18 protein-coding genes are annotated in these 23,925 nt (G+C 69.3%); 9 read left to right on the forward strand and 9 right to left on the reverse strand.

Translation table 11 applies throughout. From position 1 onward, the window contains the following. Window positions 1-188 precede the first annotated feature (188 nt). From AC3A5K_RS14160 to mfd, 3 genes are all read left to right on the forward strand, one after another. On the forward strand, window positions 189-1,049 hold the full coding sequence (locus AC3A5K_RS14160) for a 23S rRNA (adenine(2030)-N(6))-methyltransferase RlmJ (RefSeq protein WP_487618173.1): 861 nt from the start codon (window positions 189-191) through the stop codon (window positions 1,047-1,049). Window positions 1,050-1,154: 105 nt separating this feature from the next. Further along, a complete protein-coding gene (locus tag AC3A5K_RS14165; protein ID WP_487618174.1) occupies window positions 1,155-1,730 on the forward strand; it encodes an N-acetyltransferase family protein in 576 nt (191 codons plus the stop codon). Window positions 1,731-1,884: 154 nt separating this feature from the next. After that, window positions 1,885-5,406 carry a transcription-repair coupling factor gene (gene mfd, locus AC3A5K_RS14170; RefSeq protein ID WP_487618175.1) on the forward strand — a complete coding sequence of 1,174 codons (3,522 nt, stop codon included), beginning with the start codon at window positions 1,885-1,887 and terminating at the stop codon, window positions 5,404-5,406. Window positions 5,407-5,427: 21 nt separating this feature from the next. Here the strand turns inward: mfd and AC3A5K_RS14175 are convergent, their stop codons facing one another. The 9 genes from AC3A5K_RS14175 to map form a co-directional block, all read right to left on the reverse strand. Beyond that, on the reverse strand, window positions 5,428-6,771 hold the full coding sequence (locus AC3A5K_RS14175) for a virulence factor family protein (protein ID WP_487618176.1): 1,344 nt from the start codon (window positions 6,769-6,771) through the stop codon (window positions 5,428-5,430). Further along, window positions 6,768-9,347 (reverse strand): bifunctional lysylphosphatidylglycerol flippase/synthetase MprF, encoded by a 2,580-nt coding sequence (gene mprF, locus AC3A5K_RS14180; protein ID WP_487618177.1) that lies wholly within the window; start codon window positions 9,345-9,347, stop codon window positions 6,768-6,770. Before mprF ends, AC3A5K_RS14175 begins: the two co-directional genes overlap by 4 nt. Before the next feature lie 255 nt (window positions 9,348-9,602). Continuing rightward, window positions 9,603-10,091 carry an NUDIX hydrolase gene (locus AC3A5K_RS14185; protein ID WP_487618178.1) on the reverse strand — a complete coding sequence of 163 codons (489 nt, stop codon included), beginning with the start codon at window positions 10,089-10,091 and terminating at the stop codon, window positions 9,603-9,605. A gap of 228 nt (window positions 10,092-10,319) precedes the next feature. Beyond that, window positions 10,320-10,754, reverse strand: a complete 435-nt coding sequence (gene trxC / locus AC3A5K_RS14190) for a thioredoxin TrxC (protein WP_487618179.1) — start codon at window positions 10,752-10,754, stop codon at window positions 10,320-10,322. A 69-nt stretch (window positions 10,755-10,823) separates the two neighbouring features. Further along, the gene (dapE, locus tag AC3A5K_RS14195) at window positions 10,824-11,960 is read right to left on the reverse strand and encodes a succinyl-diaminopimelate desuccinylase (RefSeq protein ID WP_487618180.1); all 1,137 of its coding nucleotides are present in this window, start codon (window positions 11,958-11,960) and stop codon (window positions 10,824-10,826) included. Window positions 11,961-12,102: 142 nt separating this feature from the next. Then, the gene (locus AC3A5K_RS14200; protein WP_487618181.1) at window positions 12,103-12,462 is read right to left on the reverse strand and encodes a Spx/MgsR family RNA polymerase-binding regulatory protein; all 360 of its coding nucleotides are present in this window, start codon (window positions 12,460-12,462) and stop codon (window positions 12,103-12,105) included. 4 nt (window positions 12,463-12,466) lie between these two features. After that, entirely contained in the window at window positions 12,467-13,300 is an 834-nt protein-coding gene (dapD, locus tag AC3A5K_RS14205) for a 2,3,4,5-tetrahydropyridine-2,6-dicarboxylate N-succinyltransferase (protein WP_487618182.1), read from the reverse strand. Window positions 13,301-13,330: 30 nt separating this feature from the next. Next, window positions 13,331-15,946, reverse strand: coding sequence for a [protein-PII] uridylyltransferase (glnD, locus tag AC3A5K_RS14210; RefSeq protein ID WP_487618183.1), 2,616 nt, complete (start codon window positions 15,944-15,946; stop codon window positions 13,331-13,333). A 1-nt stretch (window position 15,947) separates the two neighbouring features. Further along, window positions 15,948-16,745, reverse strand: coding sequence for a type I methionyl aminopeptidase (gene map, locus AC3A5K_RS14215; RefSeq protein ID WP_487618184.1), 798 nt, complete (start codon window positions 16,743-16,745; stop codon window positions 15,948-15,950). 250 nt (window positions 16,746-16,995) lie between these two features. Here map and AC3A5K_RS14220 point away from each other — a divergent pair, with 250 nt between their 5' ends. The 6 genes from AC3A5K_RS14220 to tsf all read left to right on the forward strand — a co-directional run bounded on the left by AC3A5K_RS14220 (window position 16,996) and on the right by tsf (window position 23,765). Beyond that, window positions 16,996-17,496: a Csu type fimbrial protein gene (locus AC3A5K_RS14220; RefSeq protein WP_487618185.1), complete on the forward strand. Its 501-nt coding sequence runs from the start codon at window positions 16,996-16,998 to the stop codon at window positions 17,494-17,496. Between the two features lie 25 nt (window positions 17,497-17,521). After that, on the forward strand, window positions 17,522-18,259 hold the full coding sequence (locus AC3A5K_RS14225; RefSeq protein WP_487618186.1) for a fimbrial biogenesis chaperone: 738 nt from the start codon (window positions 17,522-17,524) through the stop codon (window positions 18,257-18,259). A 1-nt stretch (window position 18,260) separates the two neighbouring features. Next, entirely contained in the window at window positions 18,261-20,636 is a 2,376-nt protein-coding gene (locus tag AC3A5K_RS14230) for a fimbria/pilus outer membrane usher protein (protein WP_487618187.1), read from the forward strand. Continuing rightward, entirely contained in the window at window positions 20,633-21,646 is a 1,014-nt protein-coding gene (locus AC3A5K_RS14235; protein ID WP_487618188.1) for a Csu type fimbrial protein, read from the forward strand. The genes AC3A5K_RS14230 and AC3A5K_RS14235 overlap by 4 nt, the downstream gene beginning before the upstream one ends. A 310-nt stretch (window positions 21,647-21,956) precedes the next feature. Beyond that, entirely contained in the window at window positions 21,957-22,754 is a 798-nt protein-coding gene (gene rpsB, locus AC3A5K_RS14240) for a 30S ribosomal protein S2 (RefSeq protein ID WP_487618189.1), read from the forward strand. A gap of 132 nt (window positions 22,755-22,886) precedes the next feature. Continuing rightward, window positions 22,887-23,765, forward strand: a complete 879-nt coding sequence (gene tsf / locus AC3A5K_RS14245) for a translation elongation factor Ts (RefSeq protein ID WP_487618190.1) — start codon at window positions 22,887-22,889, stop codon at window positions 23,763-23,765. The last annotated feature ends 160 nt before the right edge of the window (window positions 23,766-23,925 follow it).

Below are 23,925 nucleotides of genomic sequence, written 5' to 3' on the forward strand. Positions count from 1 at the left end.
GTGCGAACGGTGCCTGCGCACCGGAATCGCTGGTGGGCCGGTTCCCGCCCGTCTGGAACCGTAGCCTTGCCGCCTCGTCCGCGAAGTCGCCGGGGGCCACACCCCGGTGTAGGCCATCGCATCGCTGCGCGGCAGGCGCTTTCGCAACGAACCGTCAGTCCGCTTGCGGTCCCGGGTACGCTGTCGCGATGAATTACCAACACGCCTTCCACGCCGGCAACCATGCCGACGTCCTCAAGCACATCGTGCTGCTCGCCGTGTGCGATGCGCTGACGGCCAAGCCGGCGCCGTGTTTCGCGCTGGACACCCATGCCGGCGGCGGCGTCTACCGGCTGCGCGAGGAGCGGGCGCGGCGCACGGCCGAGGCCGACGACGGCATCAGCCTGCTGCTCACCACCGCGCCGAAACAGGCGCCGGTGGCGCGTTATCTCGCCGCAGTGGCGGCGTGCCGGGCCGTCCACGGCGCCGATGCCTATCCCGGCTCGCCCTGGCTGCTGACGCATGCGCTGCGCGAACAGGACCGCATCGCCTGCTGCGAGATCGAGTCCGGTGCGGCAGGCGCGCTGCGCCGCGCGGTGGGCACCGACCCACGGGTCTCCATCCACACCAGCGACGGCTATGCGGCGATGAAATCCCTGCTGCCGCCGCGCCACGGGACCCAGCGCCTCAACCGTGGGCTGATCCTGATCGATCCGCCGTACGAGGCGCAGGCGGCCGAGTTCGACACCGCGCTCACGGCGATGCGTGACGCCATGGCCCGTTGGCCGCAGGGCATCCAGATGCTGTGGTACCCGATCAAACAGCGGCGCACGCTGTTCTCCTTCCTGCGCTCGGCCGGCAAGCTGCCGACGCGCTCGACGCTGCTGGTCGAGCTGCTGGTGCGGCCGGACGACTCGCCGCTGCGCATGAATGGCAGCGGCCTGCTGCTGCTCGATCCGCCCTGGCAACTGGCGACCACACTGGCCCCGGTTCTGGAGGAATTGCGCCTGCGCCTGGGTGAGAACGGTCGCGGCGAGAGCCGTCTGCACTGGCTGCGGGAGCCCGCCTGACAGGTCAGCGCTGCACATCCGGCGGCGGCGCGTGTTCAGGTCTTCACGATGCCTGAATCGAGGCACCGGTTAAGGTCCCGTCACCCGCCCAAGCGTCCCTCATCGATGACCGCCCGTAACCGTCTTCCCCCGTGGCATGAGGAAATCCGCCTCGCCAACGGCCGCCAGGTGCTGATCCGTCCCATCCGACCGGCCGATGCCGAGCCGCTCCGCGCGGCGTTCGCGCTGCTGGAGCCGGACGAGGTCCGACAGCGCTTCCTGTATGCGAAGACCGAACTGTCGCCGGAGACGGCGAGTCGCCTGACCCAGCCCAATCCCAAGTCGGAATTCGTACTGGTAGCCGCCGAGCCCATCACCCCGGGCGAAGCCCTGGTGGGCGCCGTCTCACGCGCCGCGGTGCTGCCGGGCACCCGCCACGCCGAGTTCCACATCCTGGTCAGCCACTACGTGGCCGGCATGGGACTGGGGCGCCATCTGATGCGCCGGCTGGTGCGCTGGGCCAAAGGCAAGCGCCTGGATCGCCTGTATGGCGACGTACTGGAGGAGAACGAGCCGATGCTGGCCCTGGCCAAGTCGCTCGGCTTCCAGCGCGAGGAAGTGGAAGCGCCCGGCATGGTCCGGGTGTCGCTCGACCTGAAGCGGGCTGCCGCAGAACCCACGGCCAGCGTGCCCCTGGGCTGATCGTCCCGATGCCGCCGCGCCGCTCGCCGGCGCGGTTCCGCTTGCACTGTCGCAGTTCCTGCGACGCGCTCGTCTAGACTTCACCCCTGATTCGCGCCGGCCATTTGGCTTTCGGCGCTGCCGTTGTTTTGTGTTCCGCCATCCGGATCTCTCCATGCCGCACGCCGTCACAGCTTCGCCTCCCCTGCCCACCGCCGGTCATTCGCGCGCCTGGTGGCGTGCACCCGCCAGTCGAAGTGCACTGGCGTGGGCGGTGCTGCAGGCGGCGCGGGCACACGATGGCCCGCTGCTGCTGGTCGCCCGCGACAATCACGGTGCGCAGCAGCTCGAACACGATCTGCGCACGCTGGGCGGCGAGGATCACGATCTGCCGGTGGTGCCGTTCCCGGACTGGGAAACCCTGCCCTACGACCGTTTCAGCCCGCACCCGGACATCGTCTCCCAGCGCCTCGCCGCCCTGCACCGGTTGCCGTCGCTGAAGCACGGCATCGTCGTGGTGCCGGTACAGACGCTGATGCAGCGGCTGGCACCGGTCCGGCATGTGTCCGGCGCGAGCTTCGACCTGGATGTCGGCCAGAAGCTGGATCTCGACGCCGAGAAGCGCCGGCTCGAAAGCGCCGGCTACGCCCACGTGCCGCAGGTCCATGACCCGGGCGATTTCGCCGTGCGCGGCGGCCTGCTCGACGTCTATCCGATGGGCGCCGACCAGCCCTATCGCATCGAGCTGTTCGACGACGCGATCGAAACCATCCGCGCCTTCGATCCCGAGTCGCAGCGTTCGCTCGACAAGATCGCCGCGCTGCGCATGCTGCCCGGCCGCGAAGTCCCGCTGGACGATGCCGCGACGGCGCGCGCGATGGACACGCTGCGCGAGCGTTTCGACATCGACACCCGCCGCAGCGGTCTGTACCAGGACCTCAAGGCCGGCGCCGCGCCGGCCGGCATCGAGTACTACCTGCCGCTGTTCTTCGAAGCGCCGCGACGCACGCTGCTCGACAAGGGCGAGGCGCCGCTGTCGACAGCGACGCTGTTCGATTACCTGCCGGCGAACACGCTGCCGGTCATCGATACCGGCGCATCGCCGGCCAGCGACCATTTCTGGACGCAGCAGGTGCTGCACCGCTACGACCAGCTGCGTCACGACATAGAACGACCGCTGCTGCCGCCCGCCGAGCTGTGGCTCACCCCGGACGCGCTGCGCGAGCGGCTCAACCAGGGCGCGCGCGTCGAAGTCTGCGATGCCGAACATCCGCGCCACGCGCAGGCGTCCGCGCTCGGCGACCAGCCGGCCCCCGATCTGCCGCTGGCCGCACGCGACCACACGCCCGCCGATGCGCTGGTGACCTTCCTCGGCAGCTATCCGGGCCGCGTGCTGATCGCCGCCGATTCGGCCGGTCGCCGCGAAGCACTGCTGGAAATCCTGCACGCGGGCAAGCTGCGGCCTTCGGTGCTGCAGGACTTCCCGGGCTTCATCGCGGATACGGACACGAAGTTCGCCGTCGCGATCGCGCCACTCGACAACGGCTTCGCCCTCGATGCGCCGCAGCTGACGGTGCTGACCGAGCGGCAGCTGTTCCCCGAACGCGCCGCGCAGCCGCGTCGTCGCAAGCGGGCCGCGCGCGATCCTGAAAGCATCATCCGCGACCTCGGCGAACTGAGCGAAGGTTCGCCGATCGTCCACGAGGATCACGGTGTCGGCCGCTATCGCGGGCTCGTCGTGCTCGAAGCCGGCGGCCAGCCGGGCGAATACCTCGACATCGAATACGCCAAGGGCGATCGCCTCTACGTGCCGGTGTCGCAGCTGCATCTGGTCAACCGCTACTCGGGCGCATCGCCGGAAACCGCGCCGCTGCATTCGCTCGGCGGCGAGGCCTGGACCAAGGCGCGCAAGAAGGCCGCCGACAAGGTGCGCGATGTCGCCGCCGAACTGCTGGAAATCCAGGCCAAACGCCAGGCGCGCGCCGGCTTGGCGCTGGAAGTCGACCGCACGATGTACGAGCCGTTCGCGGCCGCGTTCCCGTTCGAGGAAACGCCGGACCAGCACGCGGCGATCGAAGCGATGATCCGCGACCTCGGCTCCAGCCAGCCGATGGACCGCGTGGTCTGCGGCGACGTGGGCTTCGGCAAGACCGAAGTCGCGGTGCGCGCGGCCTTCGTCGCCGCCGCGGCCGGCAAGCAGGTCGCGGTGCTGGTGCCAACCACCCTGCTCGCCGAACAGCACTACCGCACGATGGCCGACCGTTTCGCCGACTGGCCGATCCGCGTCGAAGTGCTGTCGCGCTTCAAGAGCACCAAGGAGATCAAGACCGAGATCGGCAAGATCACCGATGGCACGCTGGACGTCATCGTCGGCACGCACCGGCTGCTGCAGCCGGACGTGAAGTTCAAGGATCTGGGTCTGGTCATCGTCGACGAGGAACAGCGCTTCGGCGTGCGCCAGAAGGAAGCACTGAAAGCGCTGCGCGCGAACGTACATCTGCTCACGCTCACCGCCACCCCGATCCCGCGCACGCTCAACATGGCGATGGCCGGCCTGCGCGATCTGTCGATCATCGCGACCCCGCCGGCGCATCGCCTCGCGGTGCAGACCTTCGTGGTGCCGTGGGATGACGCGCAGCTGCGCGAAGCCTTCCAGCGCGAACTCAGCCGCGGCGGCCAGGTGTATTTCCTGCACAACGATGTCGAGAGCATCGGCCGCATGCAGCGCGAGCTGGAAGAACTCGTGCCCGAGGCGCGCATCGGCATCGCCCACGGCCAGATGCCCGAGCGCGAGCTCGAAAAGGTGATGCTGGATTTCAACAAGCAGCGCTTCAACGTGCTGCTGTGTTCGACGATCATCGAGTCGGGCATCGATATTCCCAACGCCAACACGATCATCATCAATCGCGCCGACAAGTTCGGTCTTGCCCAGCTGCATCAGCTGCGTGGCCGCGTCGGTCGTTCACACCATCGCGCCTATGCGTATCTGGTGATTCCCGACCAGCGCTCGATCAGCAGCGATGCGAAGAAGCGACTGGAAGCGATCGCGTCGATGGACGAACTCGGCGCCGGCTTCACCCTGTCGACCCACGATCTGGAAATCCGCGGCGCCGGCGAACTGCTGGGCGAAGGCCAGAGCGGGCAGATGGCCGAGGTCGGTTTCAGCCTCTACACCGAGCTGCTGGAACGCGCGGTGCGCAGCATCAAGCAGGGCAAGCTGCCCGACGCCGACGACGTGGATGCGCGCGGCGCCGACATCGAACTGCATGTGCCCGCGCTGATTCCCGATGACTATCTGCCCGACGTGCACACGCGCCTGATGCTCTACAAGCGCATCAGCAGTGCGCGCGACATCGACAAGCTGCGCGAACTTCAGGTCGAGATGATCGACCGTTTCGGCCTGCTGCCCGATCCTGCCAAGCATCTGTTCCAGATCGCCGACCTCAAGCTGCAGGCGACCGCGCTCGGCCTGCGCAAGCTCGATCTCGGCGACAAGGGCGGCCGCGTGCAGTTCGTCGAGAAGCCGAAGGTCGATCCGATGGCGGTGATCCGCCTGATCCAGGGCCAGCCCAAGCATTACAAGATGGATGGGCCCGACAAACTGCGCATCACCCTCGAGCTGCCGGACGCCGAGACGCGTATCCAGGCTGCGCGTGGACTGCTGATCGCACTGGCACCGTCGCAGGCGGCGCGGTGATGCGCCGCCAGGTCTGACTGCTCAGCGCGGTGCGTTGACCGTGCTGGACAGGATCAGATCGGCGAGCCGCGTGTAGTCACCACCGAAGTGGTGACCACCGGGCAGCGTGCGCACGGTGACGTGGCCCGGCGGCAACGCTGCGCAGGTCGCGTCGCTGTCGCCCTCGCCTTCGATACACAGCGTGTGCTCGGCCGACAGACGCAGCACTTCCGGTGCGATCTCCAGCGCATCGTCGTCGCCGGCCGACAGCCAGTTGCCGACGTGGAACTCGAACGATGCGCGCTTGCCAAGCCCCATCAGCACCGTGTGCGCGACGGTCGCGCGCGTCGAGGCCGGCAGACGATTGACCGCGAACGGCAGCACGTCGGCACCCTGCGAGTAGCCGATCAGCAGTACCTGCGGGCGCTGCCAGCGCGCGGCATACACACGCACCACGCGGTCCAGATCGCGGGCGAGCCCATCGGGTGTCCGCGCGGACCAGAAATAGCGCAGCGAATCGAAGCCGACGACCGGAATACCGCGCGCGGCGAGCGCGGTAGCGACTTCGGCATCGAGGCCTGCCCAGCCCCCGTCGCCGCTGAGCAGTACGGCGAACACCGGCTGCGCGGTGCCGGTTGCGGGCACTTCGACCAGCGGCAGATCACGCACGTCGGCTGGCGGTGGCGCGGGCTGCGTACGTGCTGATGCCGTGGTGAATGCGCGCACGGCAGCGGCCAGCGCCGGCAGTGCGTTGCCGTGCGCACGCACCGCGGCGCCGTTGATGGCGGCGGCGAACGCCTGCAATTCCGTCAGTTCGCGCGCATCGCCAAGCGCCAGCCACGGCGTTGCCAACTTGGAAACCGCCTGCAGCGCTACCGTCTTCGGCACCGGCGTCGACGCCACGAACAGCGTGCCCGCGCCCTTGCACGGCGGCTTGCCGAGCGCGAGCGGCGGCAGCGCGCCGCGCGTGATCACACCGGCGAACACACCGCGATCGGCCTGCGCAGCCATCGCATAGGCGATCGCAGCGCCATTGCCCTGCCCGACCAACACCGGGGGCCGGTAGTCCGGCAGCCGCGCGTAGCCCTGCAGCCAGTGCGAGAGATTCTCGAGATCGCCATCGGGGAACGCGCAGGGACCGGCGTCTTTGGCGAATGCGGCCTGCAGGCGCGCCACGTCGATCGCGGCGACCAGCGCACCGTCGCGCGCGAGCTCGGCCACGGTCGCGGTGTCGTCGCCCGTGCCGAGCAGCAGCACGGTGTGCGTGGCCGGCTGCGCCGGACGCGTCAGCGTCACGTCATGGAAGAAGCCGTGGCTCACGCGTTCCTGCGCGGCCGCAGGCAACGCGCACACCAGTGCGAACACGCAGATCCACAGCGGTCTCATTTCGACAGCACTCCACGATAGCCACCGGCGATCAGCGCCGCGGCATCGGCCAGCACCAGCAAAGGGGCAACGCCGCCGGGCGTGGCCAGGTAGCGCGCATCCCACTGCGGATCGAACTTGTCCTTGAACGCGCGCAGGCCGCGGAAGTTGTAGAACTGCTCGCCGCGCGCGAACAGCAGCCGACCCATGCGATGCCAGTTCGGTGCGAGCGCATGCGCGGCCATGCCCGACAGCGGTGCCATGCCGAGACCGAACTGCACATAGCCCGCATCGGAGAGGTGCTGCAGCAGACGTGCGAACAGGAAATCCATCGCGCCGGGCGGCGCATCGGGCAGATGCCGCATCAGATCGATGCTGGCTTCCGCCTCGCCACTTGCGGGCTCACCGGCGACGAGCAGGCTCGCGAACGCGACGATCCGCGCGCCATCACGCACCACCGCGACCGGATTGCGCGCGATGTAGTCGGGATCGAACGCGCCGATCGAGAAGCGTTTCTCTGCAGCGCGATGCTCGCCGAGCCAGGCATCGGACACCACACGCAAAGCCGACACCGCGGCCGGCACGTCGGCGACGTCGATGATCGCAAAGGTCAGTCCTTCCCGCTCCGCCCGGTTCACCGCAGTGCGCAGATTGCCGCGGCGTTTGCCCTGCAGCGAGAAACCAGCCAGCGGCACGCTCGCGTACTCACCGAGCTTGAACAGCCGTAGGCCGGCATCGAGATACAGCGGCAGCGCGTCCTGGCCAACCTGATAGAAACAGCCGCGCGCGCCGGCATCGCGGGCGTGTTCGAGAAAGCGCCAGACCAGTTCCGGCCAGGATTCGCGCGGGCCCACCGGATCGAACAGCGCGATCCACGAGCGACCCTGCCGGCCATACATCAGGAAGGCATCGCCGGCGTCCGAGAACAGCAGATGCTTGTCGCCGGTCAGCACCAGGCCTGCATCGGCTTGCGACTGCGTGCGCAGGATCGTCTGCGCCTGCGAGAGTTGCGCGGCATCAGGCAGCGGCGGCGCTGGCATGCCCGGCCGTACCAGCTGGCGCAGCGCCAGCACCAGCGCGACCACCGCGACCGCGACCATCGCGCGCAGCGAGCGTGGCGCCTCGCCCGACACCGCGAACTGCCACCACAGCTGATGGCCATAGGCGACATCGCGATAGGCGAAAAACAGCAGCCCGGTCACCACGATGCAGATCACCGCCATCGCCAGCAGCCAGCCACCGGTGAACGGCACCGCCAGCAGCGAGGCCCGGCGCTTGAACGAGCGCCGCGACGCGAGCAGCGCGACCAGCAGCGCTGACAACACGACGGCTTCGGTCAGCGCCAGTCCCTTGGGCAAGGCGAACAGCAGCGCGAGGGCCACCAGCAGGACGGCCGCCCACCACGCCGCATCGAGCCGACGCAGCAAGGCGCGCGCAACGAACAGCAGCAGCACGCCGATGATCGAACTGAGGAAATGCGCGGCCTCGACCAGCGGCAGCGGCAGCACCTGCAGGGTCTGCAAGGCGCGGCCGGTCGCCGGCGTCGCGCCCGAGACCAGCAGCATCACCGCCGCGACCAGGGTGGCGGCGGCGAGGACACGCGGCGCCAGCCCGGACAGGAAACGCCGCGCCGGATTCGCCAGCTGTCCGGTCTCGTGGACGATCAGCACGCCCAGCGCGATCAGCAGCGGCAACACGTAATAGACGAGGCGGTACAGCACCAGCGCGCCGGCCAGTTCGCCGGCCGGCACGCTGCTGCCGAGCGCGACCAGCATCACCGCCTCGAACACGCCCAGCCCACCGGGAACATGGCTGATGACACCGATGACGACGGCCGCCGCATAGAACCCGAGGAAGGTCGCGAATCCGACCGCGCCTTCGGGCAGCAGCAGCCACAGCACCGCAGCCGCCGCGGTGATGTCGAGCACCGACAGCGCCAGCTGCGTCCATGCGAGTCGCGGCGACGTCAACCGCACGCGGCCGATGCGATCGCGCACGTGGCACAGCGCCAGCACCAGCAGCACCGCGGCCAACGCCGACGCGCCACAAACAGCGACCGCCCAGGCCGGAAGACGCAGCAGCGGCGCAAGTGCGTCGGCGTCCCACCACAGACCTGCGCCGCCGACCGCGCAGGCACCGAGCCCGAACACCAGCGCGTTGAAGACGGTCGCCCGCGAGACATCGGCCGGCTCCACGCCCGCCGCGCCGTAGAGCCGCATCCGCACCGCGCCGCCGGTGAACACGCCGAGCCCGATGGTGTTGCTCAGCGCATAGGCGACGAAGGCGGTCTTGGCGATCGTGCGCGGCGGCACGCGGGCGCCGACGTAGCGCAGCGAACTGGCGTCGTAACCGCCGAGCGCGGCAAAGCTCACGGCGGTCGCGAGTACCGCGAGCGCGATCCGCGCGCCGGGCGTGGCCTCGATCGCGGCGACGATGTCGTCGTAGCGCAGTTCGTGCCAGAAGCCGCGCAGCGCGAATACCAGCAGGGTGCCGATCGCCAGCACGCCGACGACGATCGCGATCCGGCGCAGTGCATCGGCGTGCGCGAGCACGCGGGCAGCCAGCGCCTGCAGCGAACGACGGGACGACAGCGCCATGCGACCCCCTCGCCTGCACGCCGCACGATTGCGGAGCGCGATGGCGGCGGAGCATACACCCGGCCGCGTTGGCGTCAGAGCGGTGCCCGGTCGGCGTTCAACGTGGGGCGGGCCTGACAGACACCATGTCATTGCGCCATCAGAGCCTGCGGACATCGCGGACACGTCTTCGCGCGCAAGCGCGCGCCCGCATGGCGCGCTCGTTGCCCAATCGGATGTTCGACCTGCGCCGGATTCTGCAGGCGCAGCCTCGGCCTACAACCGCGAGAACGACCAGGACTGCATGCGCCCGTCGCGATACGGCATGACACCGTGGAACGCCCGCGGGTCGGTGTCGAACACCAGCGGGAGGAACTGGCGGTCGCCCTCCCAGAGCGGCAGGTCGAGGATGCGGTCGACATCGACCCATTCCAGCGTGCCTTCCGGATTCGCGGTCATCGGCGTGCCCTCGAACGCCTCGATGACGAACAGGAAGCCCAGCCAGTCCTCGCCATGCTTGCCGAACCCGGGCCAGCTGATCGTGCCGCGCAGCGTCATCGCCTCGCAGGTGATGCCGGCCTCTTCCATGATCTCGCGGCGCATGCCGGCGACGACGTCCTCGTCCGGCTCGACCTTGCCGCCGAGACCGTTGTACTTGCCGAGATGGTGATCGCCGGGCCGTGCGTTGCGATGGATCATCAGCACCTGGCGGCGGTCGGGCGAGAGCACGTAGCCGAGGGTCGCGACGATCGGGGTATAGGGCATCGGAACAGGCCGTGGCGGAAAGCCGGTCATTGTAGCGGCCCGTCCGGAGCGCCCTGCGTCACCCGCGTGGCGCGCGCCGGTCCCGCCGCCGTGCCGCGCACTGCATGAGGCGCGGCCCGCGCGCCGCGGCAACAGCATGGAACGACCGCGACACGAAGATCGCGTGGCCGCTTCGAGCGATGTCCGACCGCCTCCGCTCGCCTGCCGTCATCGGACGGCAGAGCGCGATTACAGCTGCGCGTGCGTCCATTGCACAATCGCCTGCGCCGGCAAGGCCCCGGACTGGCGTGCGATCTCGCGTCCGCCCGCGAACAGCACGAGGGTCGGAATGCTGCGGATACCGAAGCGCCCACCCAGCACCGGTTCGGCCTCGGTGTCGACCTTGGCCAGCGCCACGGCCGGCGCCAGCTGGCGGGCGGCCGCTTCGAAGGCCGGCGCCATCGTGCGGCAGGGGCCACACCACGGCGCCCAGAAATCCACCAGCAGCGGCAGATCCGCGCGCAGCGCATGCACGTCGAAACTGCCTGCGTCCAACGCGAAGGGAACGCCCGGGACGACCCCGGCGCGGCATCGCCCGCAGATCGGCGACGCATCCAGCCTGTCCCGCGGCACGCGGTTGCGGGTGTGGCAGGCCGGGCAGGCAATGATCAGGGCGTCGGTCATGGGCGGTCTCGTAAGGTCACGGCGGGCGCCAGCCTGCACGCACGTGCATTCGAAGTGCGTGGACGGGCCTCAGTCCGGCGTGTGCAGCAGGCGCGCGATGAGTGCTTCGTAGAGATCGGGCAGTGCTTCGAGATCGGCGACGCGGATGTGTTCGTCGACCTGGTGGATGCTGGCGTTGACCGGACCGATCTCGATGCACTGCGCGCCCAGCGGCGCGATGAAGCGCGCATCTGACGTGCCGCCGCCAGTGCTTTCCTCGGGCGGCGCACCGGCGAATGTCGTCAGCACCTCGCGCGCCGCGCTGCGCAGCGGACCTTCCGGCGTGTAGAACGGCTCGCCGCTGCGATGCCAGGCGATCGCGTAGTCGAGGCCATGGCGGTCCAGCAGCGCCGCAATCTCCGCTTCGAGCTTCGGCGCATCCCAGTGCGGCGTGTAGCGCAGGTTGAACTGCACGGTCGCGGTGCCGGGAATCACATTGGTCGCGCCGGTGCCGGCGGCGATGTTGCTGATCTGCAGGCTGGTCGGCGGGAAGGATTCGAAGCCGTCGTCCCAGCGCCGCGCGACCAGTTCGGCCAGCGCCGGCGCCGCGTCGTGGATCGGGTTGCGCGCCTTGTCCGGGTAGGCGACGTGCCCCTGCACGCCGCGCACGGTCAGCGTCGCCGACAGGCTGCCGCGACGACCGACGCGCAGCAGATCACCGAGCGTGGCGGTCGACGACGGTTCGCCGGTGATGCACCAGTCGATACGCGTGCCACGTTCGGCGAAGGTGCGTGCGACGCGGCGCACGCCGTCGATCGCATCGCCCTCCTCGTCCGAGGTCAGCAGCAGTGCCAGCGTGCCCTCATGATCGGGATGCGCGGCGACGAAGCGCTCCGCCGCGATGACGAAGGCCGCGACACCGCTCTTCATGTCCGCTGCGCCGCGGCCGTACAGCACGCCGTCGCGGATCTCGGGCTGGAAGGGATCGGATGCCCAGGCCTCGACCGGCCCGCTCGGCACCACGTCGGTATGCCCGAGCAGCACCAGCACCGGCGCGCCCTGCCCGTGCGTGGCCCAGAGATTGTCGACCGCACCAAAGCGCATCGACTCGATCGCGAAGCCTGCGGCCTGCAGGCGCGCGGCGATCAGCGCCTGGCAGCCGGCATCGTCGGGCGTGACCGACTTGCGTGCGATCAGGTCACGGGTTAGATCGAGGACGTCTGACATGGGCAGAGACTCCACAAAGCAAAACGGATCGGCACCCGTAGGAGCGCGCTTGCGCGCGATGAAGCTGCGCCGGCAACGCCCTTCGCGCGCCCTCGAAAAGAGGATGCAAGCACAAGCGCGCGACCACGAGATCGTACTGGGATCAATCGATCCCGAAGCGCTTCTTGAATCCGTTGTCGCTGAAGCCCTGGCTGATCTCACCGTCATCGGTGATCACCAGCGGCCGCCGGATCAGCTGCGGATACTCGCGCAGCAGCAGCTTCCACTCCGCATCGCTGGCCGCGGCCTTGCGGTTGTCCGGCAACTGGCGCCAGGTGGTCGAGGACTTGTTGACCATCGCCTCGAAGCCGCCGAGTTTGCCGGCCCACTCGACCAGCGTCTCCGGCGTCGGCTTGGCATCGCGGTAGTCGACGAAGGTGTGCGCGACGCCGAAGCGGTCGAGCCACTTCGTCGCCTTCTTGCAGGTATCGCAGTTCTTGAGGCCGTAGACGGTGGTGGTCATGCGCTCAGTCCGCCAGACCACGCAGCAGATCGTTGACACTGGTCTTGCTGCGGGTCTTCTCGTCGACCTGCTTGACAATCACCGCGCAGTACAGCGAATGCGAACCGTCCTGGGCCGGCAGCTGGCCGGAGACGACGACGCTGCCCGGGGGCACGTAGCCGTAGCTGACTTCGCCGGTCGCGCGGTTGTAGATGCGGGTCGACTGGCCGAGGAACACGCCCATGCCGATCACGCTGTGGTGGCCCACGACGACGCCTTCGACGACTTCCGAACGCGCGCCGATGAAGCAGTGGTCTTCGATGATCGTCGGGCTGGCCTGCAGCGGCTCCAGCACGCCGCCGATCCCGGCACCGCCCGACAGATGCACGTGCTTGCCGATCTGCGCGCAGGAGCCGACGGTCGCCCAGGTATCGACCATCGTGCCTTCACCGACATAGGCGCCGATGTTGACGAAGCTCGGCATCAGCACAACATCGCGACCGAAATAGGTACCGCGGCGCACGGCCGCACCCGGTACCACGCGCACGCCGGCGGCCTTGAACTTCGCTTCGTCGTAGCCGGCAAAACGCGGCTCGACCTTGTCCCAGAACGGCGCAGGCTGCGCGTCGACGACGGCCATGTCGTTGGTGCGGAAATACAGCAGCACCGCCTTCTTCAGCCACTCGTTGACCTGCCAGCCGCCATTGCCATCGGGCTGGGCGACGCGAAGCTCGCCCGATTCGAGGCCCTGCATCGCCTGCTCGACCGCCGGTTTGACGGCATCACCGATCTCGGCGGCGGTCAGTTCGGCGCGACGCGCGAACGCGTCTTCGATGGTGCTCTGCAGGGCTTGGGTCATGACGGGACTTCGTGGGGGAAAAACGGGGCGTTATCGTGCCACGTCGCCGTCGATGGAGGCGAGCAGCGCGGTGCGCAGGGCGTCCTGGGCGTCGTCGTCGAGCAGTCGGCCGGCGCTGTCGCTGAGCCGGAAGACGTCCTCGACGCGCTCGCCGAACGTCGCCACACGCGCGTCGTGCACGCGCACGCCCCGCGCGCGCAGCACGTGGGCGACATCGGCCAGCAGGCCCGGCCGGTCGGTGCAGACCAGGCTGAAGACCGTGTGCCGCCCATCGGCGCTGACGTTGAACTCGATGCTGGGCGGCACGCGGAAATGGCGCAGATGGCGCGGTTGCGCGCGACGCGCAGGCCGCACGTCGAGCGCGCCTTCCAGCACGGTGGCCACCTTGCGCTCGATCGCGCCCAGTTCCAGCGCCTGCCGCGGATCGGCGGGCAGCACCTGGAACAGATCGAAAATGGTGCCGCCGGGGCCGTCGAGCGCGCGTGCCTGCTGGATCACCAGTCCCAGCCGGTCGAGCGTGATGACAATGGCCGAGAACAGGCCGTCGCGGTCGGGCGAATGCACGAACACCTCGAGCGCCTGTGCGCCCGCACGCAGGCGGCGCGCGCGCACGACGACATCGCCGTCGCGCGTGTCACGCAGGCCCAGCGCCTGCCACACCACCTGGTCGGCGCGCCCGCGCAGGAAACTCTCCTGCGGGATCCGCGCGAACAGTGCGTCAGCTTCGTGATCGTCGACACCGTGCGCGGAGAGCAGCCCGCGTGCACGGTCGCGCGACTCGGCGATGCGTTCGACCGCCGCAACGGGATTCTCCAGCCCGCGCCGCAACGCCAGGCGGGTCGCACTGCGCAGATCCGTCAGCAGGCGGTCCTTCCAGGCATTCCACAGCTTGGGCGAGGTACCGGCGATGTCGGCGCAGGTCAGCAGGTACAGATAATCGAGCCGCTCGCGGTCGGCGACTTCGGTCGCGAACTTGTGGATCACCGCAGGATCGGAGATGTCGAGCTTCTGCGCGCTGGTCGACATCAGCAGATGCCGGCGGACCAGCCAGTCGACGAGCGCGGTATCGGTCTCGCCGAGGCCGTGACCTTCGCAGAATTCGCGCGCATCGACCGCGCCGAGTTCGGAGTGGTCACCGCCGCGGCCCTTTGCGATGTCGTGGAACAGGCCGGCCAGCAGCAGCAGTTCCGGCTTGCGCAGCTGCGGCCAGATCTCGTGCGCGGTGGAGAAGCGCTCGTCGGGCGCTTCGGATGCGAACCCGGCGATGTTGCGCAGCACCGCCAGCGTGTGCTGGTCGACGGTGTAGACGTGGAACAGATCGAACTGCATGCGTCCGGTGACGTTAGCGAATTCCGGAATCCACACGCCGAGGACGCCCAGCCGCGCCATGCGTTCGAGCGTGCGCACCGGCTCGGGGCCGCGCAGCAGCGACATGAACTGTTCGCGCAGCGCCAGCGGCGCCTGGCGCCAGGCCGGCAAGGCATGCAGCGATTCGGCCAGCGCGCGCGCGGTCTGCGAGTGCAGTCCGCGCAGATCGCGGTGGTCGGCCCAGACCGCGAACAGGTCGAAGACCCGGGTGATGTCGCCGCCCGGCCAGACGTCGTCGCGCGCCACCAGATAGCCGCGCTGGGTGGCGAATTCGGAATCGATCGGCAGCAGTTCGCCCTCGCCTTCGATCTGTTCCTCGAAGCGCTGCAGCAGGCGTTCGCTGATCCGCTGGACCACCGAGGCGCTGCGGTAGAACTCCTGCATCATCTTTTCGACCAGCGGATTGTCCGCAGTCTCGACGTGATGCAGCCGCGCGGCGAGTGTCTTCTGGTGGTCGAACCGCAGGCGTTCCTCCGCCTTGCCGGCGACCAGATGCAGGCCGAAACGCAGGCGCGACAGGGTGCGCCGCTCGCGTTCGAGGGTCGCGTGTTCGTCGACGCCGAGCTGGCCGAGCGCGATCAGTTCCTCGGTGCCGTACACCCCCAGCACGCGACGCGCCATCCAGCGCAGGTTCTGTACGTCGCGCAGGCCGCCGGGACCATCCTTGATGTTCGGCTCGAGGTTGTCCGCCGTGTCGCCGTAGCGCGCGTGCCGGGCCTCGAGCTCCCGCCGCTTGGCGTGGAAGAACTCGGCGGCCGGCCAGACGTGGCTGTCGGCGATCGCATCCATCAGCGCGCGCACTTCGGCCAGGCTGGCCAGCAGCGGACGCGCTTCCAGCAATGCCGTGACCACGGTGACGTCGGCAGCCGCCTGCGTGCACTCGGCGAAACTGCGGACCGCATGCCCCACCGGCAGGCCGAGATCCCACAGCAGGGCGAGCATGCGACTCAGCGCTTCGGCATACGCCGTCTGCACGTCGGGCTCGCCGACCACCAGCAGGTCGATGTCGGAATGCGGGAACAGCTCGCCGCGGCCATAGCCGCCGACCGCGAACAGCGCCAGTGGCGCGTCGCCGGGAATGCAGCGCGCCCAGGCCTTGCGGACCCAGCCGTCGACCGCGTTCGCACGGGCCGCGAGCAGCCGGTCGATTTCCTGGCCGGCATCGAAGCCCTGTATCAGGCGCGCGTCGTGCGCGCTCAGTGCCTCGCGCGCCTCCGCCACCCAGGCCGCATCGCCGCAGTCGGCGCCCGTCGCGGGGGTGGCGGCGCGCTCGGTCACGTCAGAGGTGCGCGTTGTCGAGAAACGGGTCGTTGTCGTCGCCGGGGATCCGGGTCAGCACGTCCACGCCGTCGGCGGTGACCGCGACCGTGTGCTCCCATTGCGCCGAGAGCTTGCGGTCCTTGGTGACAACGGTCCAGCCATCGGGCAGCACCTTGGTGAAGCGCGTGCCCTCGTTGATCATCGGCTCGATCGTGAAGGTCATGCCTTCCTTGAGCACGACGCCGGCGCCCGGGGTGCCGTAATGCAGCACCTGCGGTTCGTCGTGGTAGACCTTGCCGATGCCGTGGCCGCAGTACTCGCGCACCACGCTGAAACGCTGGCCTTCCGCGTACTTCTGGATCGCGTGGCCGACATCGCCCAGCGTCGCGCCCGGCTTCACTTCACGGATGCCGCGCCACATCGCCTCGCGCGTCACCTCGACCAGGCGCCGCGCCATCACCGACGGCGTGCCGACGAAATACATGCGACTGGTATCGCCGTGCCAGCCGTCCTTGATGACGGTGACGTCGATATTGATGATGTCGCCGTCCTTGAGGACCTTGGCGTCGTTCGGGATGCCGTGGCAGATGACGTTGTTGGCCGAGATGCACGTCGTTTTCGGATAGCCCTTGTAGCCGACGTTGGCGGGGATCGCGCCCTGCACGCGAACGATGTGGTCGTGGCAGATGCGGTCCAGCTCGTCGGTGGTCACGCCGGGCTTCACGTGCGGCGCCACGATCTGCAGCACCTCGGCAGCGAGGCGGCCGGCCACACGCATCTTCTCGATTTCTTCGGGCGTCTTGGTATGGATGCTCATGCGGCCATTATCGTCCAAATGCGGCAGGACCTGCAGCCGGGGCTGCCCCGCTGTCGCGATCGTCGCCCAACGCACGCCCCCTGGCGGCTTTCTGACACTTCCCGGCCACTTCAGGCGACGTGGCGGCCGGCTGAGACGATTCTGATAAACGTGATTTCCAGTGCGGGATCACAGTCGATGTGTGGGCGCACTCCGGACACTGCACGCGCCTGCAGGTCGATGCCTGCGGTCCCGTCGACCGGAGAAACCCATGTCATCGTTCCGAATTCTCGCTCTGCTCGCCCTTGCGGCCGGTGCCAGCGTTGCACTGCCCGCGGCGGCCCAGACCGCCAGCACGACGTTCCAGGTGCGCATCACGATCACCAGCGTCTGCACCATCGATACCCCGGCCGCGACCGACGTCGACTTCGGCTCGACACCCTCGACGGGCGTCGACATCGACTCTGCCGGCCAGCTCAACGTCCTGTGCACGCCGGGGACGGCCTACAACATCGGGCTCGACGGGGGCCAGAACGCGGGCCCGGGCGGCGTGACCGACCGCAACATGAGCAACGGCGCCGAACTGGTGCCCTACCAGCTGTACAGCGATCCGGGCCGCGCGACGGTCTGGGGCAATACCGTCGGCACCGATACCGTGGCGGACGTCGGCACCGGGGCGGTGCAGATCGTGCCGGTCTACGGGCGCGTCGCCAGCGCCAACCAGGTCGCGGGCGACTATCTGGACGTCGTCACCGCCACGATCACGTATTGAGCCACGGCCCGTGCCACGCGCCGTGATGCCCGGCTCGCCCCTGCGCAGGCCCTGTCTCGCCGGATGGCTGACCATGCTGCTGTGCCTGTGCGGAACCGCGAGCGCGGCCAGCCTGCAGGTCGCGCCGACCGGCGTCAGCATCGATCCCGCGCAGGGCGCTGCCGGGCTGACGCTGCGCAACAGCGGCCAGGCCGTCGTCCGGGCCCAGGTCCGCGTGTTCCGCTGGTCGCAGCAGGACGGGCGCGATGTCCTCGAACCTGCCGATGCCCTGGTCGCCAGTCCGCCCATGCTGCAACTCGCGCCCGGCGCCAGCCAGCTGATCCGGATCGTGCACACCGGCGATGCGCCGGCGGCGGGCGGCGAAGTCACCTATCGCGTGATCGTCGACGAGCTGCCGGACACGGGCGGCGCCGAGACCAACGCCGGGCTGCGCTTCGCGCTGCGTTATTCGATTCCGGTCTTCGTCGGCGCCGACGCTGCGCCTGCCGGTGCGGCGCAGCTGCGCACGCGGATCGTGGAGGTCGAGGGCCGACCCCATGTCGACATCCACAACACCGGGGCGGCACGCGCGCAGCTGGCGGATCTGGCCCTGATCGCAGGCGACGGGACCCGCCATGCGCTCGCGCCGGGCCTGTCGGGCTACGTGCTGGCGGGCCAGCACCGTCGCTGGCCGTTGCCGCCGGGCGCTGTCACCGCGGGTTCGACATTCGAAGTGCTGCTCAATGGTGAGCCGGGACGCCGTGCGCTGGCGCCCGACGGTTGAGATGTTGCTGCTCGTCGCGATCGCCGCGCCCGCTGCGGCAGACGAGACCATCCCGGCCCTGCCGGCCGACATGCTGGGGCGACCGCCCGCTCCGCCGGACGCCGGTACCGCCCTGCCGCTGATGCTCGCCGTCACCCTCAACCGGACGCCGCAGCCGCGCCTGCTGGCATTCACGGTGCGCGACGGTCGCCTGTTCGCGACCGCCGAGGTGCTGCAGACCCTCGGCTTCGTCGAGACCGCAGGTACGGCGACCGGCCCGGTGGCGCTGGACGCGATCCCGGGCGTGCAGGTGCGCTACGACATCCAGGCGCAGCGCGTCTCGATCGATGCGCCCCTGTCGCAGCTGTCCCTGTCGACGACGCATCTCGGCCGGGACGACCCGATGCGCCCCCTGCCCGCCGACAGCGCCCCGGGGCTGCTGTTGAACTACGACGTCTACGCCAGCGACAGCCGCGGCGCGCGACAGCTCAGCGCCGGCACCGAACTGCGTGCATTCGGGATCGGCAGCGGCGTCCTCAGCAATACCGCGATCCTGCGCACCTGGCGCACGCGTGATCCGGACGACGACGCGCGTCCGGGCTGGCGCCGCGAATCGGTGCGGCTCGATACCGCCTGGACGTTCTCGTTCCCTTCGGCCGCGGTCGCGATGACCATCGGCGACACGCTCAGCGGGTTTCTGGACTGGAGCCGGCCGGTGCGCCTCGGCGGACTGCAAATCGGACGCAATTTCGGCCTGCAGCCGTACCGGGTGACCACGCCGCTGCCTGCGTTGCTCGGCGAAGTGGCCGTGCCGTCGTCGCTCGAGCTGTACGTCAACGGCATCCGCCAGTACCAGGGCCAGGTGCCCGTGGGGCCGTTCGAGCTGGCGACGCTGCCCGGCATCACCGGCGCCGGCAATGCGCAGGTCGTCATCGCCGACGCCTACGGCCGCACCCGCACACTGGATTTCCCGTTCTACGCCACGCAGCGGCTGCTCGCGCGCGGGCTGTCGGACTGGTCGGCCAGCGTGGGCCGCGTGCGCGATGCCTACGGCATCGAATCGTTCGCCTACTATGACGACACCGTGGCCAGCGGCAATCTGCGCTACGGCGCCAGCGACCGGCTCACGGTCGAACTGCATGCCGAGGGCGGCGGCGGGCTGCGCAACGGCGGCGTCGGCGCGGCCTGGCTGCTGGGGATGGCCGGCGTGCTGAGCGCGTCGCATGTGCGCAGCCGCATCGGTCCTTTCGACGGCAGCCAGAGCAGCGTGGCCTACAGCTGGCAACCCGGCTGGTTGAACCTGTCGCTGGACACCCAGCGCACGCACGGCGACTACCGCGACATCGCTTCACTGTATGGCCCGCTGCCGTCACCGCGGACCGAGCGTGCGCTGCTCGGCATGACCACGGCGCGGGCCGGCAATTTCAACGTCAGCTATCTGCGGCTGGACCGTCCGGAGCAGGAGGCCGCGCAGGCCCGCTACGCCGGGGCGTTCTGGAGCCGCAGTTTCGCAGGCGGCTGGTCGGCCAACGCCAGCATTAACCAGAACCTCGACGACCGCGACGACCGCAGCGTGTATGTCGGCGTACTGGTACCGCTCGGCCAGTCCCGCCAGCTCAGCGTGTCGGCGCAGCAGCAGGGTGACCAGCGGAGCGCTCTGGTGGATCTCGCCCGGCCCGTGCCCGGCGACGGCGGATTCGGCTGGCGGCTGCAGGCACGCACCGGCGGCGCCAGCGGCGGCCTCGCGGAACTCGGCTGGCTGGGCGATCACGGCCGGGTGTCGCTGGGCGCGGCGCAGTTCGGCGACCTGCGCCAGCAGTACGCCCAGGCCGATGGCGGTCTGGTCTGGATGGGCGGCGGCCTGTTTCCCGCGCGCCGCATCGATGATGCGTTCGCGGTGTTGACAACGAACGGCTATGCGGGCGTGCCGGTGACGCTGGAGAACCGCCCCATCGGTCACACCGATGCACGCGGGCGCCTGCTGGTCACGCCGCTGCAGGCCTGGCAGAGCAATCGGCTCGGCATCGATCCCATGGCCCTGCCGGCGGGCATCCGGGTCGACGACGTGAGCCTGCCGGCGACGCCGAGTGACCGCGCGGGGACGACCGTGCGCTTCAGGATGTCGCCGGTACGCGCAGCGCTGCTGGTGCTGGAGGACGCAGCCGGCGCCCCGCTGGCGATGGGCAGCGAGGCGCGCCTGGCCGGACAGGACGCCGCCGCAGCGCCGGCCATCGTCGGCTACGACGGCGAGCTCTACATCGAGGGTCTGTCGGATCGCAACGAGGTCCGGATCAGCGCCGGGACCGGCGACTGCGCGGTCGGCTTCGTGCTGCCCGAGGATGCGGGGACGATTCCGCGGATCGGGCCGCTGCGCTGCGCGCCGGTGGAACCGCGATGAGAACCGGCCTGCGGATCGCGCTGTGCGGACTGCTCGGCATCGCCGGCTGGCAGGCCGCGCCGGCGTCCGCGGCGACGACCTGCACCGCGACGACCAGCGCGATGGCCTTTCCGGCCGCAGGCCCCAGCCAGGTCGACAGCGCGGCCACGATCACGATCACCTGCAACACCTTCGGCCTGACCGCGCTGGCGACGGTGCGCGTCCGCATGTGCCTGCACCTGGATGGCGGCAGCCTGGCGCCGACCCAGACCACGCCCCGCCGGATGCGCAACGGCTTCGGCGATCCGCTGGATTTCCAGATCTACCGCGATCCCGCGCGCGCCCTGATCTGGGGCAGCAGCGCAACTGCAGCCACACCGACGCCCGTGCTGCTCGATCTGCAATACAACGCCCCGCTGCTGGGCGGATCGGGCACCGCGACCACCACGCTCTACGGACGCATTCCGGCGCAGGCGGGCCTGGCCTCCGGCAGCTTCAGCGCACCGTTCGGCGCCGCGAACGCGGTGCTGAACTACCGGTATGCCGAAGCCTTGCTGCTGACGCCGCCCTGGCCCACCAGTTGCACCGCCGGCGGTACCAGTGGGGCGACCACGGGCTTCCCCTTCACCGCCACCGCGGCGGTCGCCAGCCAGTGCGCGATCACCACGGCCAGCGATCTGGAGTTCGGCACCGTGCCCGGCTTCATCGCGGCCAACCGCGACCAGACCGCGACGATCGCCTTCACCTGCACCGGGCGCACTGCCTGGAACGTCGGCCTGGACGACGGCCTCCACGCCACCGGCGGAACCCGCCGCATGCGCCAGGGCAGCGCCGATCGTTACGTCACCTACCAGCTGTTCCGCAATCCCGGACGCAGCCAGCCCTGGGGCACCACGGCCGGGGTCGATACCGCGTCGGGCGTCGGGAGCGGCGCCACGCAGTCGGTCATCGTGCATGGCCGCGTGCCCGGCCCGCAGACCGCACCCGCGGGCGCCTACAGCGATACGGTCACCGTGACCGTAACCTACTAGCGGCCGCTGACAGCCCAGGGGAGCCGCCCGGTTCCGGCAACCCGGCTGACTGGCCGTGGGCTGCCGTGCCTGCTATGCTTCGCCGGCTGTGCGAAGGCCTTCGGGTCCGAGCCACGCCGATGCCGGGCGTCACCGGTAAATACACACCTGCTGCAAAGCCCCGTGCCGGGGTGTCCCACGTCCACATGGACGCGGGATCTGGCCACGGATGCAGTGGGGAGGCCCAACCCCGGAACCACGCGCCTGCGTTCGCTGGCGCACCGCCCACTCATTCGCCGTGGCGGACGGTTCCACTGTCAGGAGTTCTGCAATGCCCCAGATCACCATGCGCCAGATGCTGGAAGCCGGCGTCCATTTCGGCCACCAGACGCGCTACTGGAACCCCAAGATGTCGCCGTACATCTTCGGCGCCCGCGGCAAGATCCACATCATCAACCTCGAGAAGACGGTTCCGCTGTTCAACGACGCGATGAACTTCATCTCGGGCATCGCGCAGAAGCGCGGCATGATCCTGTTCATCGGCACCAAGCGCAGCGCGCGCGAAGCGATCAGGGAAGAAGCCGAGCGTTGCGGCATGCCGTTCATGACCCAGCGCTGGCTCGGCGGCACGCTGACCAACTTCGCCACGGTGAAGAAGTCGGTGTCGCGCCTGAAGGAACTGGAAGCGGCCGAGACCGACGGTACGTTCGACAAGCTGGTCAAGCACGAAGTGCTGGGCCTGCGCCGCGAGCGCGACAAGCTGGAAGCCTCGCTGGGCGGCATCAAGGACATGAACCGTCTGCCCGACGCGCTGTTCGTCATCGACATCGGCCATGAAGACATCGCCATCAAGGAAGCCAAGAAGCTCGGCATCCCGGTGATCGCGGTCGTCGACACGAACTACGATCCGGCCCTGGTCGACTACGCGATCCCGGGCAACGACGACGCCATCCGCGCCGTGCAGCTGTACGCGAACGCCGCGGCCGACGCCGTGCTGGAAGGCAAGGCAGCGATCCCGAGCGCCGCGACCGTGCGCGAGGAAGAGTTCGAAGGTGGCGAGAAGCCGGCCCGCGCGCCGCGCGGCAAGAAGGCCGAAGACGCCGCCCCGGCAGCACCTGCGGCCGAGTAACCGCCGCGACATGCGGCCGTCCCATGCTGGACGGCCGCGCATCGCGCCGTGCGCGGACATTCGCGCTCCCGGCGTCGATCCCGTGAGGCGGGCTCAGGCCCGCACGACAATCCCCGAATTCAGAGGTCTCCAATGGAAATCACCGCATCCCTCGTCAAGGAACTGCGCGAGCGCACCGGCGCCGGCATGATGGAGTGCAAGAAGGCGCTCAGCGAAACCGCAGGCAACATCGACGCCGCCGCCGAGGCGCTGCGCAAGTCGGGCCTGGCCAAGGCCGACAAGAAGGCTGACCGCGTCGCCGCCGAAGGCCGCATCGCGGCTGCACAGAGCGACAGCGTCGCCGTGCTGGTCGAGATCAACTCGGAGACCGACTTCGTCGCCAAGGATGACAACTTCCTGCGCTTCACCGATGTCGTGGCCCAGACCGCGCTGGCCTCCGGCGCTGCCGATGCCGAAGCGCTGAAGTCCGCCAAGGTCGAGTCGGGCGAGACGATCGAGGAAACCCGCGCCGCAGTGATCTCCAAGGTCGGCGAGAACCTGCAGATCCGTCGCCTGGTCCGCGTCGAAAGCGCCAACAACGTTGCCGCTTACGTGCACGGCGGCCGTATCGGCGTGCTGGTCGAGCTCAAGGGCGGCGATGTCGACCTGGCGCGCGGCCTGGCGATGCATGTCGCCGCAATGAACCCGCCCTACAACAAGGCGGCCGACGTGCCGACCGAGTTCGTGGAAAAGGAAAAGGAAATCGAGCTGGCCAAGATGTCCGAAAAGGACAAGAGCAAGCCGGCCGATATCCTCGAGAAGATCATCAGCGGCAAGATCAACAAGATCGTCAACGAGGTCACCCTCTACGGCCAGCCCTACGTGCTCGACACCGACAAGACCGTCGAAGCCGTGCTGAAGGCAGCCGGCGCCGAAGTCATCGGCTTCCAGCGCCTGGCCGTTGGCGAAGGCATCGAGAAGGTGGTCGAGGATTACGCGGCTGAAGTGATGAAGCAGGCCGGCCTGGCCTGACGCATCGGCGTCGGCGCTCGCGGGCCGGCGACGCCGCTGCACCGAGCACGCCCTACGGGGCGTGCTTTTTTTTGGCCGCATGACTGGACTGCGTTGTCGTGGAACGCCTTTGCAGGAGTCCACCTGCTGGCGGACGGCTCTACTTGCACAGCCCGTGAGC

It is taken from the genome of Luteimonas sp. Soil_C_5 (assembly GCF_057656615.1).

What these genes read in the sequence shown, in the direction of transcription:
- AC3A5K_RS14160 (WP_487618173.1), top strand. Translation starts at nt 189, where the DNA reads ATGAATTACCAACACGCCTTCCACGCCGGCAACCATGCCGACGTCCTC.
- AC3A5K_RS14165 (WP_487618174.1), top strand. Translation starts at nt 1,155, where the DNA reads ATGACCGCCCGTAACCGTCTTCCCCCGTGGCATGAGGAAATCCGCCTC.
- mfd (WP_487618175.1), top strand. Translation starts at nt 1,885, where the DNA reads ATGCCGCACGCCGTCACAGCTTCGCCTCCCCTGCCCACCGCCGGTCAT.
- AC3A5K_RS14175 (WP_487618176.1), bottom strand. Translation starts at nt 6,771, where the DNA reads ATGAGACCGCTGTGGATCTGCGTGTTCGCACTGGTGTGCGCGTTGCCT.
- mprF (WP_487618177.1), bottom strand. Translation starts at nt 9,347, where the DNA reads ATGGCGCTGTCGTCCCGTCGTTCGCTGCAGGCGCTGGCTGCCCGCGTG.
- AC3A5K_RS14185 (WP_487618178.1), bottom strand. Translation starts at nt 10,091, where the DNA reads ATGCCCTATACCCCGATCGTCGCGACCCTCGGCTACGTGCTCTCGCCC.
- trxC (WP_487618179.1), bottom strand. Translation starts at nt 10,754, where the DNA reads ATGACCGACGCCCTGATCATTGCCTGCCCGGCCTGCCACACCCGCAAC.
- dapE (WP_487618180.1), bottom strand. Translation starts at nt 11,960, where the DNA reads ATGTCAGACGTCCTCGATCTAACCCGTGACCTGATCGCACGCAAGTCG.
- AC3A5K_RS14200 (WP_487618181.1), bottom strand. Translation starts at nt 12,462, where the DNA reads ATGACCACCACCGTCTACGGCCTCAAGAACTGCGATACCTGCAAGAAG.
- dapD (WP_487618182.1), bottom strand. Translation starts at nt 13,300, where the DNA reads ATGACCCAAGCCCTGCAGAGCACCATCGAAGACGCGTTCGCGCGTCGC.
- map (WP_487618184.1), bottom strand. Translation starts at nt 16,745, where the DNA reads ATGAGCATCCATACCAAGACGCCCGAAGAAATCGAGAAGATGCGTGTG.
- AC3A5K_RS14220 (WP_487618185.1), top strand. Translation starts at nt 16,996, where the DNA reads ATGTCATCGTTCCGAATTCTCGCTCTGCTCGCCCTTGCGGCCGGTGCC.
- AC3A5K_RS14225 (WP_487618186.1), top strand. Translation starts at nt 17,522, where the DNA reads ATGCCCGGCTCGCCCCTGCGCAGGCCCTGTCTCGCCGGATGGCTGACC.
- AC3A5K_RS14230 (WP_487618187.1), top strand. Translation starts at nt 18,261, where the DNA reads ATGTTGCTGCTCGTCGCGATCGCCGCGCCCGCTGCGGCAGACGAGACC.
- AC3A5K_RS14235 (WP_487618188.1), top strand. Translation starts at nt 20,633, where the DNA reads ATGAGAACCGGCCTGCGGATCGCGCTGTGCGGACTGCTCGGCATCGCC.
- rpsB (WP_487618189.1), top strand. Translation starts at nt 21,957, where the DNA reads ATGCCCCAGATCACCATGCGCCAGATGCTGGAAGCCGGCGTCCATTTC.
- tsf (WP_487618190.1), top strand. Translation starts at nt 22,887, where the DNA reads ATGGAAATCACCGCATCCCTCGTCAAGGAACTGCGCGAGCGCACCGGC.